Below are 15,800 nucleotides of genomic sequence, written 5' to 3'. Positions count from 1 at the left end.
CGCAGTCCTCAAGCCGCCTTGTCGGCGTCGTCCGTGGTCAGTTGCTGCTCGAGCCCGTCCAGCACCCGTTGAGTGGCGCGGCTCGGGGCATCGAGTGCGAACAGCAGCAGCGAGCGGCCGGTCACCTGGTAGGACTCGCCGGCCGAATAGGCCGGTAATTCATCGCGCACCGGCATGTTGGTATCGAGCAGCAAGGTCCATTTATCGCCTTCGGGAATGTCCGGCAACGTGAAGTTCACCAGATCGTGGTGCGCGTTGAGGACCAGCAGCAAGGTCGCATCCGAGGCCGGACGGCGGATGCCGCTCGCCTGCGCGCGGCCGTCGATCACGAGGCCGAAGCAGCGCATCGCCGCATCGTCCCATTGCTCCTGCGAGAGATCCTCGCCGGTCGGCGACAGCCAGCGCGTATCGGTCACCTCCAGTTCCGCGTTGTATTCGCCGGTCAAAAAGCGTCCGCGTCGCAACACCGGCAAGCGATGCCGCAGTGTGGTGAGGTTCTTGACGAACTCGGTGAGCGCGCGCCCTTCGTCGTCGATGGCTTCCCAGTCGAGCCAGCTGATCTCGTTGTCCTGACAATAGGCGTTGTTGTTGCCCTGCTGGGTGCGGCCGAATTCGTCGCCGGCGAGGATCATCGGCGTGCCTTGCGAGAGCAGCAAGGTAGCGAGCAGATTGCGCTTCTGACGCTCGCGCTGCTGGCGGATGTCCGCGTCGTCGGTCGGACCTTCGACGCCGAAATTCCATGACTTGTTGTCGGAGTGGCCGTCGTTGTTGTCCTCGCCGTTGGCCTCGTTGTGCTTGTCGTTGTACGACACCAGGTCGTGGGTCGTGAAGCCGTCGTGGGCGGCGACGAAATTCACGCTCGCCCACGGGCGCCGGCCGCGCCGGTCGAATTTGTCGCCGGAGCCGGTGAGGCGTTTGGCGAGATCCGGCACCATGCCCTCGTCGCCCTTCCAGAACGCCCGGGTCGTGTCGCGAAAGCGGTCGTTCCACTCGGCCCAGCCGGGCGGAAAACCGCCCACCTGATAACCGCCGGGACCGCAGTCCCACGGTTCGGCCACAAGGCGCACGCTCGAGAGCACCGGATCCTGCCGGCAACTGTCGAGAAACCCGCCGCCCTCGTCGAAGCCGTGCGTTTCGCGGCCAAGAATGGTGGCGAGATCGAAGCGGAAACCGTCGACCTTCATTTCGCTCACCCAGTAGCGCAGGCTATCGGTCACCATCTGCAGCACGCGCGGATGCGAGAGGTTCAGCGTGTTGCCCGTGCCCGTGTCGTTGATGTAATAGCGCGGCTCGTCCGGCATCAGACGGTAGTACGAAGCGTTGTCGATACCCTTGAACGACAGCGTCGGTCCGCGTTCGTTGCCCTCGGCGGTGTGGTTGTAGACCACGTCGAGAATCACTTCGAGATTGGCGTTGTGAAAGCGGTCGACCATCGCCTTGAACTCTTCCACCGATGCATTGGCCCCCGCGAAAAAACGCGGATCCGCGGCGAAGAAACCGATCGTGTTGTAGCCCCAGTAGTTCGTCAGACCTTTGTCGAGCAGGTAGCTGTCGTTGACGAACATCTGGATCGGCAGCAGCTCGACGGTGGTGACGCCCAGCCCCTTGATGTAGTCGATCACCGGCTGCTGGCCGAGACCGGCGAAGGTGCCGCGCAGGTTGTCGGGCACCTCGGGATGGCGCATGGTGAAGCCGCGCACATGGGTCTCGTAGAAAATCACCCGCTCCCATGGCAGTGCGTTGCGCTCGGGATGACTCCACGAGAAGTTCGCGTCGACCACCTTGCACTTCGGCACGAAGGGGGCGCTGTCGCGTTCGTCGAAGGACAGATCGCCGTCCTCGTGATCCAGCGTGTAGCCGAAGATTTCCGGCGCCCACTTGAGCTCGCCGATATGCGCTTTCGCATACGGGTCGAGCAGCAGCTTGTTCGGATTGAAGCGATGCCCTTCCTCGGGCGCATAAGGTCCATGGACGCGATAGCCGTAGATCGCCCCCGGCTTCAGATCCGGCACGAACACATGCCAGACCTCATCGGTATATTCGGGCAGTTCGATGCGCTCGATTTCCTCGTTGCCGGTAGCGTCGAACAGGCACAGTTCGACCTTGGTGGCATGCGCCGAAAACAGCGCGAAATTGACGCCGACGCCGTTCCACGTCGCGCCCAGCGGGAAAGGACCGCCCTCGGCGATGCGGGCGGCGTAGCGCGCGTGAGAAGCTAGGGGGGCCTCGCGTGACATGGTTTTTCCTTGGACGGTCGAATGGGTTTGCACCGGAAAGCGGTGCGAGAGGCTTGGAGAAGCAAGTTGCGGTCCCGACGCTGGACTGACGTCGACCACCCGCACACGGCGACGCGCTCCCCGCAGTGGATGCAACGTATTCCTCAGACCAGGCATACGCCCTGCTACCCCGCCTGCGATGCCATTTTTCACCACGCGGCCCGCTCCGCTCTCCCGCCCCATGACGATCAAAGCCTCGCTTCTCGCGGCCCTCTGCACGGCCTGCCTGACTTCAGCCTGCGTGCATCTCGGCCCCACTCATCTGAAAGCCGACCAGGTGGACTACGCGAGAGCGCTGGGCGATGCGAAGAAACGCGAGATTCTCGCGGCGATCGTCGGGCTGCGCTACGGCGACGCGCCGGCCTTCCTCTCGGTGAGCTCGATCATCGCGGCCTACCAGTTCGATGCAACGGCCGGCGCGACCGGCAATCTCGGCTCCGGCAGCGAACCGAACTACGCGCTCGCGACCGGCAGCGTGTCCTATTCGAACCACCCCACCTTCACGTTCACGCCGACCACCGGCGAAGCCTTCGCCTCCGCGTATATCCGGCCGCTCGCGCCCGAACTGGTGTTGCCGCTTGCCGAAGGCGGCGTCCCGATCGACCTGTTGTTGCGCATCACCGCGCAATCGATCGGCGGCCTGCAGAACGGCAGCGCACTCGGCGGCGACAATGCCGCCGGCGCGCCGGGTTTCTTCGAACTGCTGCAGGCACTCAGACGCCTGCAGATGGCGGGCGAGCTGAATGTGGAATCGCGTCAGGAGAACGGCAAGAGCAGCGTCTATCTGGCGATGGGCGCGGCCACCAGCGGCGTGTCGCCGCAAATCGTCGCGGACCTCGCCCGCGTGCGCCAACTGCTGAATCTCGCGCCGAATACGCGCACCTATCAGATCGTCTATGGACCGTCGTCGCAAGCGGGAGACCGGATTCCGATGGTGACCCGCTCGGTGCTCGGCATCCTGACCGATCTCGGCGCGCAGGTGCAGGTGCCGCAGGAACAGATCGACAGCGGCTCGACCAAGCCGACGGTGGGCCTGATCGGCGGCGAAACGCGGCCCACCATCATCGTGCATTCGGGCATCAAGCCGCCCGCCGATGCGTATGTGCTGATCGACTATGGCGCCGCGGCCTATTGGGTCGAGCGCAACGACTTCGATTCGAAATACGCCTTCACGGTCGTGCAAAACCTGATGGCGCTGGCTGAGGCCGATACCAGCAGCAAGGCGCCGGTCGTGACGATTCCGGCGAACTAGCGACGCACAGCCAAAGCCGCACGCAAAAAAATTCAGGCGGCCCGCAACGGCGCCGCCTGACTGTCTTCGCCGCTATCGCCCGGCGCTACTTCTTCTGCACGCGCGCAATCTGCTGCCTGGCTGCGTCGTAGACATGCTCCGGCGTAAAGCCGAACTTGCGCTTCAGTTCACTCAACGGCGCGGATGCACCGAACGTATGCATCACCACTTTCGCGCCGAGACGCCCCACGTAGCGGTCCCAACCGAGTTCCGCGGCCTGTTCGACGCAGACCCGCGCATCTACGTCGGGCGGCAGCACGGCATCCTTGTAGGCCTCGTCCTGGGCCTCGAAGATGTCCCATGCCGGCATCGACACCACGCGTGCGGCAATGCCCTCGCTCTTCAGCTTCTCATAGACGTCCACGCAAATCGACACTTCGCTGCCGGTGGCGAGCAGCAGCACCTGCGGCGTCTTGCCGTCGGCGGCATCGGCCAGTACGTAGGCGCCTTTGCGCACCCCTGCGGCCGAGCCGTACTTGCTGCGGTCGAAGGTGGGCAGCGGCTGGCGCGTGAGCACGATGCACGACGGATGACGCGGCCTCGACAAGGCGACGCGCCACGTCTCCACCACCTCGTTGGCGTCCGCGGGACGCAGTACAGTCAGACCCGGCACGCCACGCAGCGAGGCCAGTTGTTCGATCGGCTGGTGGGTCGGGCCGTCCTCGCCGACGCCGATCGAATCGTGCGTGAACACGTAGATGGCGGGCACTTCCATGATGGCCGACAAGCGGATCGGCGGCTTCATGTAGTCGCTGAAAATCAGGAACGTCGAACCGTAGGGACGCAGATTCGACAGCGCCAGCCCATTCACCACCGCGCCCATCGCATGCTCGCGAATGCCGAAGTGCAGATTGCGGCCGCCGTAGCTCTCGTGCTCGAAACTGCCCGCGTCTTCGAACTTCAGATTGGTCTTGGTGGAGGGCGACAGATCGGCCGAGCCGCCGAGCAGCCAGGGCACGCGCTGGGCAATCGCGTTCAACACCTTGCCCGACGAGTCGCGCGAGGCGACACCCTTGGCGTCCGCCTCGAAGGTCGGCAGGTCTGCGTCCCAGCCGTCCGGCAGTTCATGCGCTTCGATCCGGGCGAACTCGCGTGCGAGGTCCGGATGTTTTTGCCGGTAGGCGTCGAGCTTCGCCAGCCAGTCGTTGCGCGCGGCTTTGCCGCGTGCGCCGATGCCGTCGGCAAAGCGTGCCATCACGCCGTCCGGGACGTAGAACTTCTTGTCTTCGGGCCAGCCGTAAAAGCGCTTGGCGGCGGCGATTTCTTCATCGCCGAGCGGCTCGCCGTGCGCCGCCGAAGTGTCCTGCTTCTTCGGCGCGCCCCAGCCGATGATGCTGTTCACCACAATCAGCGTCGGCTTGTCGGTCACGCTTTTCGCTTCGGTGAAGGCCGCTTCCAGCGCGGCGCCGTCGTTCGCATCCCTGACGTGGATGGTGTGCCAGTGGTAGCCGTGAAACCGCGCTTCCACATCGTCGCTATAGGCGAGGTCCGTGTGCCCTTCGATCGTCACGCGATTGCTGTCGTAGATCCACGTGAGGTTCGACAACTCCAGATGGCCGGCCAGCGAGGCCGCTTCGTGCGAGATGCCTTCCATCATGTCGCCGTCGCCGCACAGCGCATAGACGCGGTAATCGAACAGCGGCGCATCCGGCTGATTGAATCGCGCCTCGTACCAGCGCGCCGCCATCGCCATGCCGACGCTATTGCCGAGCCCCTGGCCGAGCGGCCCGGTGGTAGTTTCGACGCCGGTCGTCATGCGGTATTCGGGGTGCCCCGGGGTCTTGCTGTCGAGCTGGCGGAACTGCTTGATGTCGTCCAGCGATACGGCGGGTCCGGCGGTCGGCTTGCCGTGCTCGTCGACGGCCTTCACGCCGGCCAGATGCAGGAGCGAATACAGCAGCATGGACGCATGCCCCACCGACAGCACGAAGCGGTCGCGATTGGGCCACAGCGGCTCGTCGGGGTCGTAGCGCAGATGGTTCTGCCACAGATGATAGGCAACCGGGGCCAGCGCCATCGGCGTGCCGGGGTGGCCCGAATTCGCCTTTTGCACGGCATCCATCGAAAGCGTACGGATCGTGTCGATACACAGCTTATCGAGGGAAGGATTGTTTTGCATGGGAAGCTCCTGTTCGACGGGTGGCAGCGTTCGTCGTGACACGCCGCGATTGAACATGCTTGCGGAAACGGTTCGCGAAGGGCGGTCCGTTTGTGACCTGGTGTGACCTTGGTGACCGGATATGACTGATGCGGACGGCCGGTTGCGAACGACCGGTTTGGACGATCCGTGCGGCCGACCGTCCGATCATGCGCCGTTACGCGGCAATAGCCAACTGGTTGGCGTGCAATGACTTGCCATGTGGGACGCAACAATGCCCGCGAGCCCCGGCTTTCAAAGCTTGCGGCCGACCTGCCGAGGCGCGCCGCGCCTGCATGGCCGCCCGCTCCACCTCGCTGTACACGGTGGAGTCCGGAGGTTTGCTGCAGCTTCCTCAACCTCGCATAAAACGCGCCTGCCCCGCGAGCGCCGCGGTTGCGGCAAAATCCCCCTGCGCCTTGTAAAAAAGAACACGCCATCAAGGCTCCGGCGCAGCCCGGTCCGCCGCGACAATCGCCCGGCCGTACTCCACTGCGGCGTGGCGAGCTTCGTCCGCACTATCGTAAGGACCGATCTGCGGCGCGCCCTCGAACGGAAACAGAATCCGCCGGTCGGCTTTGCGGATGACCTTTAGTCCACCTATATATCGGCCGTCGCCGGTGCTGTGGTAACTCGCGAAGATCTCGAATTCGTCATCGGCCACGTCGGCTTTGTGTCGCGCCATTCTGCTCGCTTCCCTGGGTTGAGGCTCTCTTCGCGGCGTCCGGTTGCGCCTGGCGTACGCTCGGCGGGCCGCTTCGCGCGTAGGAGCGTTTCACGAGCGGCGAGCAACCCGCGTTCCTGGGCAAGCGGAGGCTCTGCGGCAGTCTCAACCCACCGCGCCCACGACGATGCGCGCCGCTGCCGCAACGACGTCGTCGCGCGCCTTGGCATCCTGCCCGGGCTGCGTGTGATAAATGCCGAGGATGAGCGGTGGCCGCGACGGCGGCCAGATCACGGCGAGGTCGTTGGCCGTGCCGTAGTCGCCGGTGCCGGTCTTGTCGCCCATGGTCCAGCCGGCAGGCAGCGCGGCGCCGATCCGCTTCGAGCCCATCTGGTTGCCGCGCAGCCAGTCCAGTAACTGCGTACGCTGTGCGATCGGCAAGGTATCGCCGAGCGTCAGGGTATGCAGGCTGCGCACCATCGAAGCGGGCGTTGCGGTATCGCGTGGATCGCCGGGTACCGCGTCGTTCAGCGACGTCTCCAGACGGTCGAGACGGAATACGTCATTGCCGATCAAGCGTGCATACGCCGTGACGGCATCCGTGCCGCCGAGCAGCTTGATCAGCAGATTGGCGGCCGTGTTGTCGCTGTGCTGGATTGCCGCGGCGCAGAGTTCGGCTACGGTCATGCCGTCGCCGATGTGTTCGGCGGTCACCGCCGAGTAATGCACCACGTCGCTTTGCGCGTAGTGAATGCGTTGCTGCATGAACCCGGCGGCCTGCGTGCTGCGGGCGAGGATCGCGCCGCTCAGGATCACCTTGAAGGTGCTGCAAAACGGGAAGCGCTCGTCGGCGCGGTGGCCGATCCACGTGCCGTTGGCCGTATTCAGCGCCGACACGCCGAGGCGTCCGCCGGCGGTCTGTTCGAGCTTCGCGAGCTGGCCTTCGACAGAACGCGCCTCTGACGTATCGGCAGCGCGTGCTTTGAAAGCGAACGCGAAGGGAAGCGTCGCGGCGAACCGCAACAACGAACGGCGGTTTTCGAAAGAGGTCATCGGTCTCATCTCGTCGTGAGGAACGGCTGAAGGGCCTGAAGGGCCGGACGACTGAACGCAGGCGTCCCGGGGAGACGCGACTATCGTCCCTTTGCGAGCCCGTGACAAACGAGGATAATTTGGCTCAGGGTAAAGAAAATCTATTGGCTAACCTCCTATGCGTCCTCATCTCCCCCTCAATGCCTTGCGTGCCTTCGAGTCGTCGGCGCGTCATCTGAGCTTTACGCGCGCGGCGCTCGAACTGAGCGTGACGCAGGCCGCCGTCAGCCAGCAGGTTCGCATGCTCGAAGAGCGGCTGGGCACCGCCCTCTTCAAGCGGCTGCCGCGCGGCCTCGGCATTACCGACGAAGGCCGCGCGCTGCTGCCCGTCCTCAGCGACGCATTCGGGCGCATCGAAAACGTCCTCAAGCAATTCGAAGGCGGCCATTTTCATGAGGTGCTGACGGTCGGCGTCGTCGGGACGTTTGCGGTCGGCTGGCTGATGCCGCGCCTCAAATCGTTCCGCGAGGCGCATCCGTTCGTCGAGCTGCGGCTCCTGACCCATAACAATCTGGTGGATCCGGCCGCGGAAGGGCTGGACTTCGCCATTCGTTTCGGCGAGGGCACCTGGCCGGCCACCCACAACGAATTGTTGCTCGATGCGCCGCTCTCGGTGCTGTGCGCGCCGGAGATCGCCAGGCAACTCGCCGGGCCCGCGGATCTCGCAAGGCAGACCTTATTGCGCTCGTATCGCGCCGACGAATGGAACCTCTGGCTCGCCGCCGCCGGACTCGAACCGTGGACCGTCAATGGCCCGGTGTTCGACTCGTCGCGCCTGATGGTGGAAGCCGCCGTGCAAGGCGCCGGCGTGGCGCTGGCGCCGCCGCGCATGTTCGTGCGAGAACTGCAGGCCGGCATGCTGGTGTGCCCATTCGACACCCAGGTAAGCACGGGCAGTTACTGGCTCACGCGGCTGAAATCGCGGCAGATGGCGCCGGCCATGGCGCTGTTCCGCAACTGGATTCTCGCGGAAGCGGGCGGCATGCCGCTTGCTGCGGAAGAGCGATCCGCGGGAGTCCGGGCGTTCACCTGAACCACGCCCGCGCCGGTCCTCATACTCATGTCCGAATCCGGCCAGACCCCGGGCGGTTCTTCCTCTAGAGTCCAGGCATCCCCTCGACCTGAAGAAGTGTCCACCGCCCGCCATGAACTTTCTCGAACTCGTTCTGCTCGCCGCCATCTGGGGCGCATCGTTTCTCTTCATGCGGATTGCCGCGCCTGAATTCGGTCCGATTCCGCTGATGGCGCTGCGGGTCGGCATCGCCATGCTGGTGATGCTGCCGGTGCTGCGTTCGCCTGCCGCGCGGCAGCAGTTGCGCACGCATCGATGGCCGCTGTTCGTCGTCGGCGTGACGAATTCGGCCGTGCCCTTCTGTTTGCTGGCTTATGCCGCGCTCTCGGTGAACGCCGGGATGGACTCGGTCCTCAATGCAACCACACCGCTCTGGGCCGCGCTGATCGCCGCAGCCGGTTTTCAGGTCGCGCTCGGCCGCCAGCAGATATTCGGTCTGCTAACCGGTTTTGCGGGCGTGGTGGTGCTGGTGTGGGATTCGCTGGGCGCGGGTTCGGCGGGCGTGCCGCTCGCGATCGCGGCCGCCCTGCTCGCGGCGCTCTTCTACGGCTTCGCCGTCAACTACTCGAAACGCCGTCTGGCCGGCGTGAAGCCGCAGGTCGTAGCGTTCGGCAGCCAGTGTTTCGCCGCGTTGGTGTTGTGGCCGCTCGCGGCGACCTGCTGGCCGCGCCACGCTATCGGTGCGTCGATATGGGCCTGTGTCGTCGCGCTCGGCGTGGTCTGCACCGCAGTCGCTTATCTGCTGTTCTTCAGATTGATCGAGCGCGCCGGTTCCACCTATGCCGCGTCCGTGACGTTTTTGATTCCGGTTTTCGGCGTGCTGTGGGGCGCGGCCTTGCTTGGCGAAACGGTCACGCCGTCGATGCTCGCCGGTTGTCTGATCGTGTTGGTGGGCACCGTGATCGCGAGCGGCAGATTCAGTGGAATGAGGATACGCGGCGCGTGAAGCGGGCACGCTCTTTCGCACTCCGCACAAACGGCTAACGGCAAACCAATCGAACAGGCATCGTGACGAGGCGGCACCCTCGCGCCACGCCCCTCGCCGTATCGCCTAAAATCACGCCATCGCCATCCCATCACCGGCCACCTTGAACGCGGCCGTCAGTTCGCTCAACTGCTGCGCCTGGTCCGCCAGCGAACTCGCGGTCGCCGCACTCTCTTCGACCAGCGCCGCGTTGTGCTGCGTGACCTCGTCCATCTGCGTCACGGCAAGGCTCACCTGCTTGATGCCTTCGCTCTGCTCCTGCGAGGCGGCCGCAATCTCGCCGACGATCCGCGCCACCCGCGCAATCGCCGCTTCGACCTCCTGCATCGTGCCGCCCGTCTCGTTGACGAGCCCCGCGCCGTTCTCGACGCGCGAGGTCGATTCCACGATCAGCGCGCCGATTTCCTTGGCCGCGGCCGCGGACCGCTGCGCGAGGCTGCGCACTTCGCCCGCCACCACCGCGAAGCCACGGCCCTCTTCCCCGGCGCGGGCCGCTTCGACCGCCGCGTTCAAGGCGAGGATGTTGGTCTGGAATGCAATCGCTTCGATGGCCGTGATGATGCCGGTCATCTTCGACGAGCCCGCGTGAATCGCCCGCATCGTCTCGACCATGCTGCCAACCGAATCGCGTCCACGCGCCGCCATCTCCGAAGCGCGCAAGGCCAGCTCGCTCGCATGACGGGCGTTTTCCGCGTTCAGTTGCACGGTGGCGGTGAGCTGCTCCATCGCCGACGCGGTTTCTTCCAGCGAGGCGGCCTGCTCCTCCGTGCGTTGCGACAGATCGAGATTGCCGGCGGCGATCTGCTGGGTCGACGAAGCGATCGAATGCGAGCCGGCCCGCACCGTCGTCACCGTGGCGCCGAGTTTCGCCTGCATGGCGGCGAGGCCGCGCAACAGGGTCGCCATTTCGTCGTTGGAACGGATCGGCACGTGAGTGGTGAGTTCGCCTCGCGCGATGGCGTCGAACTGGCGCAGCGCGTCGTGCAACGGCGACATGATGGCGCGGCGCAAGGTGCGCCAACTGACGAAGGCCACCGTCAAACCCACTGCAAGGCTGGCGAGGCACGCCGCCAGCAGCGTATGAAAGCGCGCGGCCGAGCGCTCGTTCGCTTCCTCGGCCTGCTGGTTCAGATACTGTTCGAGCGCGCCCTGGCTCGTGTTCATCGCGGTGTAGAGGCCGATCAGATGATTGGCGCGCGTCTCGTCCATCCAGCTCGTGTCGCCGCTGCGGATCGCGCCGATCAGCTTGTCGATGGCGTCGCGCCGCACGGCGGTGCGCTTCGCATCGAGATCGTCGGTGAGCTGTTGCAGTGGCGGCGTCTTCGGCAGATCGCGGAAGGTGTTCCACCACTTGTCCGAATCGGCGAGCAGCGTGCTCGCGCGGTCGAGTTGCGCGTTCAGTTGCGGCGAATGCGGGTTGCTCATCGCCCAGTCGAGCCCGAAGCGGGCCCGCGACATCGCCGTGCCCGACTTGCCGAGCGCCACCACCGAAGCGAAATGCACCGCATACGCGTCGCGCTGCGCGGCGTTGCTTTGCGCCATGCCGACGATGCCGAGCACACCCGTGCCGATCAGCAGCGCGCCCAGAAACGCGATGGTGATCGCGATCCGCAGGTTGATGGTCAGATGCTTGGTCATCATGGTCGGTGGTCTTCCCCGGCTCTGGACGCGCGGCCTCCGCGTACGTCCAGGCGGCATCGTCGCCGCTTGTTTTGGTCGTTTTGTTCCTTATATGGAACAATGTATCGTATTTGGAAAGTATAACGACTCGCCGGGCGCTGCAAAAACAATTTTGAGAATGTGTGGCGTGCGTTTGACGGCGCCGCGAGCGTCAGAACGCGCTGCGATACGCATACAGCCCCGGCAAGCCGCCCGTCATGACGAACAGCACGCGTTGGCCGGCGCGATACACGCCGGTTTCGAGGGCGTGCAAGAGGCCGGCAAACGCCTTACCGCCGTACACGGGGTCGAGCAGGAGGCCTTCGGTCGAAGCCAGCAGACGGACTGCGTGAAGCATGCCGTCGGTGGGGATGCCGTAACCTTCGCCGAGGTGGCCGCCGTCGACGACGACCGCTTCACTGGCGATGCTGAGCGCCGGGTCGATCAGCCGGACGGTCTGATTGGCCTTGTCGAGCGTCGCGGCACGCGCGGCCCCGGCCTCGCCGTAGACCCCGTACCCGACGATCGGCGGCGTGGCCCGGCCGAGCGCGGCCATCCCCGCGACCAGTCCCGCATGCATGCCGCCGCTGCCGTTCGGTCCGACGATGGCGTCGAACGACACGTTCAACGCGTCCGCTTGCGCGACGATCTCCGCAGCGCAATTCGCATAGCCGAGACAGCCCACCGGACTCGATCCGCCTAACGGGCAGACATACACATTGCGGCCTTGCGCGCGCAACTCAGCGGCGCGTGCTTCGGCGAACGCCAATGCATTGGCGCTGCCCGGCAGATCGTGCACATGAGCGCCGAACAGGCTATCGAGCAGGATGTTGCCGTTCTCCAGGTAATCGGCGTCATGCCGCGGCACGAGGCGCGTCAACACCAGTTCGCACTGCAGGCCGGCGCGCGCCGCGGCGGCGGCCGTCAGCCGCGCGTGATTCGACTGACGTGCGCCCACGGTGATGATCGTATCGGCGCCGCGCGCCAGCGCCTCGCCGACCAGGAATTCGAGCTTGCGCAGCTTGTTGCCGCCACCGCCGAGGCCGTTCAGGTCGTCGCGTTTGACGAACACATCGGCGCCGCCGAGCTATTTCGAGAGACGCGCGAGATGCTGGATGGGCGTGGGTCCTTCGAGCAGGGAGAAGCAGGGAAAGCGGTCAAGCTGAAGAGTGGGAGCGGTCGACATCGTGGGGATCCGTGTGGAAAAAACGTGGCGCAAAACATCATAGTCGAGACTCCCGCCATGCGCGCAGGCGGGCGGCGAGCCGGCCATTTTTGCCGCGGCGGTGAAACCCTGCCCGCGTCGGTCTGTCGAACTGGCCGTTCGGCATGGCAGGCGCCCGGAGAGGCGCTCAAGCCGTTTGCGAATCGTAAGCACACGCCTGTCGAAACAACCACGGGCGTGCATGGATAACATTCACCGCTACGGGAGCTGGAATCGCCATGGGCCAAATCATTGAGAAACGCTATTTTCTGGGCACGGTGCGGGTCGTCTGTCTGACTCTGCTCGTCGCTGCACTGGCGGTGGTCGCCATCGACGTCGCCGAAATCTCGGTCGACGCGCGCAGCGCCCCGGTGTCGCTCGATCCCGGCGTCGCCGCCACCGACGTGCTCGCGCGCATTCCCGGTGCCGAAAACGCCAACGACCTGCTGTCGAGCCAGCCCGACTCCGGTGTGCAGGTGCCCAACGCCGCCGGCTTCGTGATTCCGCCGGCGTTGCAGGCCGCCTTGCTGAGCGACGATGCCAGCCAGCCGGTCCTCAACACCTGGCTCGGCAATGTGCCGGTGGCCGCCCGCCAGGGGTTTCTCGACGAACTGTCGACGGTGGTGGCGCGCGCCACCCAGCATGCCGCGTCGTGGGAATGGGATAACCGCCAGCGTTATGTGGCCGCCGCGATGACCGAATACGCGCGCCTGAAGCTCGACCGTATCGGCGCAGCGCAAAACGAAGAAGCGAGTCTCGCCGGGCGCGACCAGCGTTATCTGATCTCTGCGGCCGCGCTGGTGGCGTTGATCGGCGTCCTGACGTTGCTGTTGATCCTGCTGGCCATCGAGCGCAATACCCGGCCGCGGGTGGCAACCGTCGGCACATGATGCGCGGCCACTACGCGCAGTTCAGGTACGACGCGCATTCTTCGCGCCTTGTGCACCTTGCGCACCTTGCGCACCTTGCGCACCTTGCGCGCCTTGTGCACCTTGCGCGCCACTAACCCTACTCCCCGATCCACGACCCGCGCAGGTCGCTATCGTGCAAGAGCTGCAGCAGCGTGCCCGCCGGCCGGCTGAGCCGCTTTGCGGCCAGCGCGATGAACTCCACATCCGGCAAGGTGGGCAGGCTGGCATTGTTGACGGGCGGCGCCAGCCCGCGCGCGGTCAGATAGTGCGGTCGCACGGTGATGCCGAGACCGCCGCGCGCCGCCGCAATGCAGCCCGAGTGGCTGCTGCTCGTGCACACCACCTGCCAGCTAAAGCCCGCCTCGGCGAGCGCATCGAGCACCACTGCGCGCGTCACGCTGGGCTCGGCCACGAGGATCAGCGGCAGCGGCTGGCTCATGTCCACCAGCGTGCCGGTACGGGCCAGCCACTCCAGCCGCCCGGTGAATAGCGGCACGCCGCGCCGGTCGCCCAGCCGCCGCTTGCCGACCAGCAGGTCGATCGAACCCGCGTCCAGCAGCTCATAGAGCCTGCCCGTCATGCCGATGGTGATTTCCAGCTCCACATCCGGATGCGCGTTGCGAAACGCCGCGAGCACGGTGGGCAGCGGACCGAGCGCAATGTCGTCCGAGGATCCGAGGCGCACGCGGCCCTTCAGGCGCGGCGCGCGAAACTGCGATTCCGCCCGCGAGAGGGCCTGCAGGATCACGCTGGCATGCGCGAGCATGGCCTCGCCGTCAGGCGTCATGGCCAGCGAATGGGTGTCGCGCACCAACAGCCGCCGGCCGATTTCCTGTTCCAGACGGCGAATGTGCTCGCTCACGCTGGACTGCGTGAGGCCGAGTTGCCGCCCCGCTTCCGTGAAGCTGTGACAGGCGGCCACGGCGGCGAAAGTCTTGAGCCAGATGGGATTGAGCATGCGGCATTGTTATCGGCAATGGCGATAACAGTCAATGTCCTTAGTGGGGTTCCCGATTGATGCGTATGTCAATATCATGGCGACATACCCCACTATTGCGTCGCATCGGCCCTCATTGCCGGGGGCGCGCCGCTCGCCCAAAAGTTCACATGAGTAAGGATTCAAGCCAGACTGCGTTGCTCTGGATCGTCGCTGCCGGCTTTTTCATGCAGTCGCTCGACACCACGATCGTCAACACTGCGCTGCCCTCCATCGCCCACAGCCTGCACGGAAAGCCGCTGGCCATGCAGCCGGTGATCGTCGCCTACACGCTGACCATGGCGATGCTGACGCCCGCCTCCGGCTGGCTCGCCGACCGCTTCGGCACGCGCCGGGTCTATTTCGCCGCCATCCTGATCTTCGTGCTCGGCTCGCTCTGCTGCTCGAGCGCCCATACGCTGGGACAACTGGTGATGGCGCGGGTGCTGCAAGGCGTCGGCGGTTCGATGCTGTTGCCCATTGGACGCCTTGCCGTGTTACGCAGCGTGACTGGCGAGCAATATGTGTCGGCGCTGGCGTTCATTTCGGTCGCGGGCCAGGTGGGGCCGATTGTCGGACCGACGCTCGGCGGCTGGTTCGTCGAGGCCATTTCCTGGCATTGGATTTTCCTGATCAACGTGCCCATCGGGGCAGTCGGCCTGTTCGCGGTGAATCGCTATCTGCCGCGCAGTACGTCATCCGCCGCGCCGCCTTTCGATTTCGCCGGCTGCGCCCTGCTCTCGCTGTGCATGATCGCGTTCTCGCTGGCGGTGGAAACGCCGGTGCAGACGCACCGCGCCGCCTGGGCCACCGGTCTGTTCGTGCTCGGTCTGGTTGCCGCGCTCGCCTATGTGCCGTATGCGAAGCGCCGCGCCAATCCGCTGTTCAAGCTCAAACTGTTTAGCGAACCTAACTTCAGCGTCGGCCTGATCGGCAATCTGGTGTGCCGCATCGGTTCGAGTGCGGTGCCCTTCCTGCTGCCGCTTCTGATGCAACTGGAACTCGGCTATACGCCGCTGCATTCCGGCATGATGATGCTGCCCGCCGCACTGGCCGGCACCGTCGCCAAGCGCTGGATCGCGCCGCTCATCCGGCGTTACGGTTACGACACTTTCCTGCTGGTGAATACCGTGATCGTCGGCTCGGCGATCGTTGCGTTCGCACTGATCTCGCGCGGCACGCCGCTCGTCGTCGAAATCGCGGTGCTGGCCGTGTTCGGCGCGGCCAACTCGATGCAGTTCGCGGCGATGAACAGCGTCACGCTGAAGGGCCTCTCGCACGAAGACGCGGGCAGCGGCAATAGCCTGTTTTCGATGGTGCAGATGCTGGCGATGGGGCTCGGCGTATCGATCGGCGGCGGCCTGGTGAACCTGTTCTCCGCGCAGCTCGGCTCGCCCGCCATGGGCTTCCGCTTGAGCTTCGTGTGCGTCGGAGTGATCACGCTGGTGTCGGCGCTGGTGTTCCGGCGGCTCGAAGACGCAGCGGTTGTGCCCGCAACGGTCGGTCGCGCGGCGCCCAGCGCGGGGCGTTGAT

The 15,800-nt window shown here is 65.4% G+C and carries 11 protein-coding genes and 1 pseudogene; 5 read left to right on the top strand and 7 right to left on the bottom strand.

Going from position 1 to position 15,800, the window contains the following annotated elements:
- Positions 1 to 8 precede the first annotated feature (8 nt).
- Positions 9 to 2,237 carry a glycogen debranching protein GlgX gene (glgX, locus tag BUS12_RS20985; RefSeq protein WP_074298938.1) on the bottom strand — a complete coding sequence of 743 codons (2,229 nt, stop codon included), beginning with the start codon at positions 2,235 to 2,237 and terminating at the stop codon, positions 9 to 11.
- Between the two features lie 220 nt (positions 2,238 to 2,457).
- On the opposite strand from glgX, the gene BUS12_RS20980 reads away from it, so the two are divergent.
- Positions 2,458 to 3,528: a hypothetical protein gene (locus tag BUS12_RS20980; RefSeq protein WP_074298937.1), complete on the top strand. Its 1,071-nt coding sequence runs from the start codon at positions 2,458 to 2,460 to the stop codon at positions 3,526 to 3,528.
- Positions 3,529 to 3,613: 85 nt separating this feature from the next.
- Here the strand turns inward: BUS12_RS20980 and tkt are convergent, their stop codons facing one another.
- The 3 genes from tkt to bla form a co-directional block, all read right to left on the bottom strand.
- Positions 3,614 to 5,686, bottom strand: coding sequence for a transketolase (tkt, locus tag BUS12_RS20975; RefSeq protein ID WP_074298935.1), 2,073 nt, complete (start codon positions 5,684 to 5,686; stop codon positions 3,614 to 3,616).
- Positions 5,687 to 6,143: 457 nt separating this feature from the next.
- Positions 6,144 to 6,389, bottom strand: coding sequence for a DUF6723 family protein (locus tag BUS12_RS20970; protein ID WP_074298933.1), 246 nt, complete (start codon positions 6,387 to 6,389; stop codon positions 6,144 to 6,146).
- Between the two features lie 144 nt (positions 6,390 to 6,533).
- A complete protein-coding gene (gene bla, locus BUS12_RS20965) occupies positions 6,534 to 7,421 on the bottom strand; it encodes a class A beta-lactamase (RefSeq protein ID WP_074298931.1) in 888 nt (295 codons plus the stop codon).
- Between the two features lie 157 nt (positions 7,422 to 7,578).
- On the opposite strand from bla, the gene BUS12_RS20960 reads away from it, so the two are divergent.
- Together BUS12_RS20960 and BUS12_RS20955 are read left to right on the top strand one after the other, a co-directional pair.
- On the top strand, positions 7,579 to 8,493 hold the full coding sequence (locus BUS12_RS20960) for a LysR family transcriptional regulator (protein WP_074298929.1): 915 nt from the start codon (positions 7,579 to 7,581) through the stop codon (positions 8,491 to 8,493).
- A gap of 112 nt (positions 8,494 to 8,605) precedes the next feature.
- Positions 8,606 to 9,478 (top strand): DMT family transporter, encoded by an 873-nt coding sequence (locus BUS12_RS20955; protein WP_074298927.1) that lies wholly within the window; start codon positions 8,606 to 8,608, stop codon positions 9,476 to 9,478.
- A 111-nt stretch (positions 9,479 to 9,589) separates the two neighbouring features.
- On the opposite strand, the gene BUS12_RS20950 is transcribed toward BUS12_RS20955, so the two are convergent.
- A complete protein-coding gene (locus BUS12_RS20950; RefSeq protein ID WP_074301612.1) occupies positions 9,590 to 11,155 on the bottom strand; it encodes a methyl-accepting chemotaxis protein in 1,566 nt (521 codons plus the stop codon).
- A gap of 193 nt (positions 11,156 to 11,348) precedes the next feature.
- Positions 11,349 to 12,362, bottom strand: a pseudogene (locus BUS12_RS20945) (D-cysteine desulfhydrase family protein).
- A 257-nt stretch (positions 12,363 to 12,619) separates the two neighbouring features.
- Here BUS12_RS20945 and BUS12_RS20940 point away from each other — a divergent pair.
- Positions 12,620 to 13,270, top strand: coding sequence for a hypothetical protein (locus tag BUS12_RS20940; protein ID WP_074298925.1), 651 nt, complete (start codon positions 12,620 to 12,622; stop codon positions 13,268 to 13,270).
- A 118-nt stretch (positions 13,271 to 13,388) separates the two neighbouring features.
- On the opposite strand, the gene BUS12_RS20935 is transcribed toward BUS12_RS20940, so the two are convergent.
- Entirely contained in the window at positions 13,389 to 14,249 is an 861-nt protein-coding gene (locus tag BUS12_RS20935; protein WP_074298923.1) for a LysR family transcriptional regulator, read from the bottom strand.
- Positions 14,250 to 14,314: 65 nt separating this feature from the next.
- On the opposite strand from BUS12_RS20935, the gene mdtD reads away from it, so the two are divergent.
- On the top strand, positions 14,315 to 15,799 hold the full coding sequence (gene mdtD, locus BUS12_RS20930) for a multidrug transporter subunit MdtD (protein WP_143788417.1): 1,485 nt from the start codon (positions 14,315 to 14,317) through the stop codon (positions 15,797 to 15,799).
- Position 15,800 lies beyond the last annotated feature (1 nt).

Source organism: Paraburkholderia phenazinium (assembly GCF_900142845.1).
GTDB lineage: Bacteria > Pseudomonadota > Gammaproteobacteria > Burkholderiales > Burkholderiaceae > Paraburkholderia > Paraburkholderia phenazinium_A.
The sequence above is the reverse complement of the archived record's forward strand: the minus strand, read 5'-3'. Positions and strand labels throughout refer to the sequence as shown.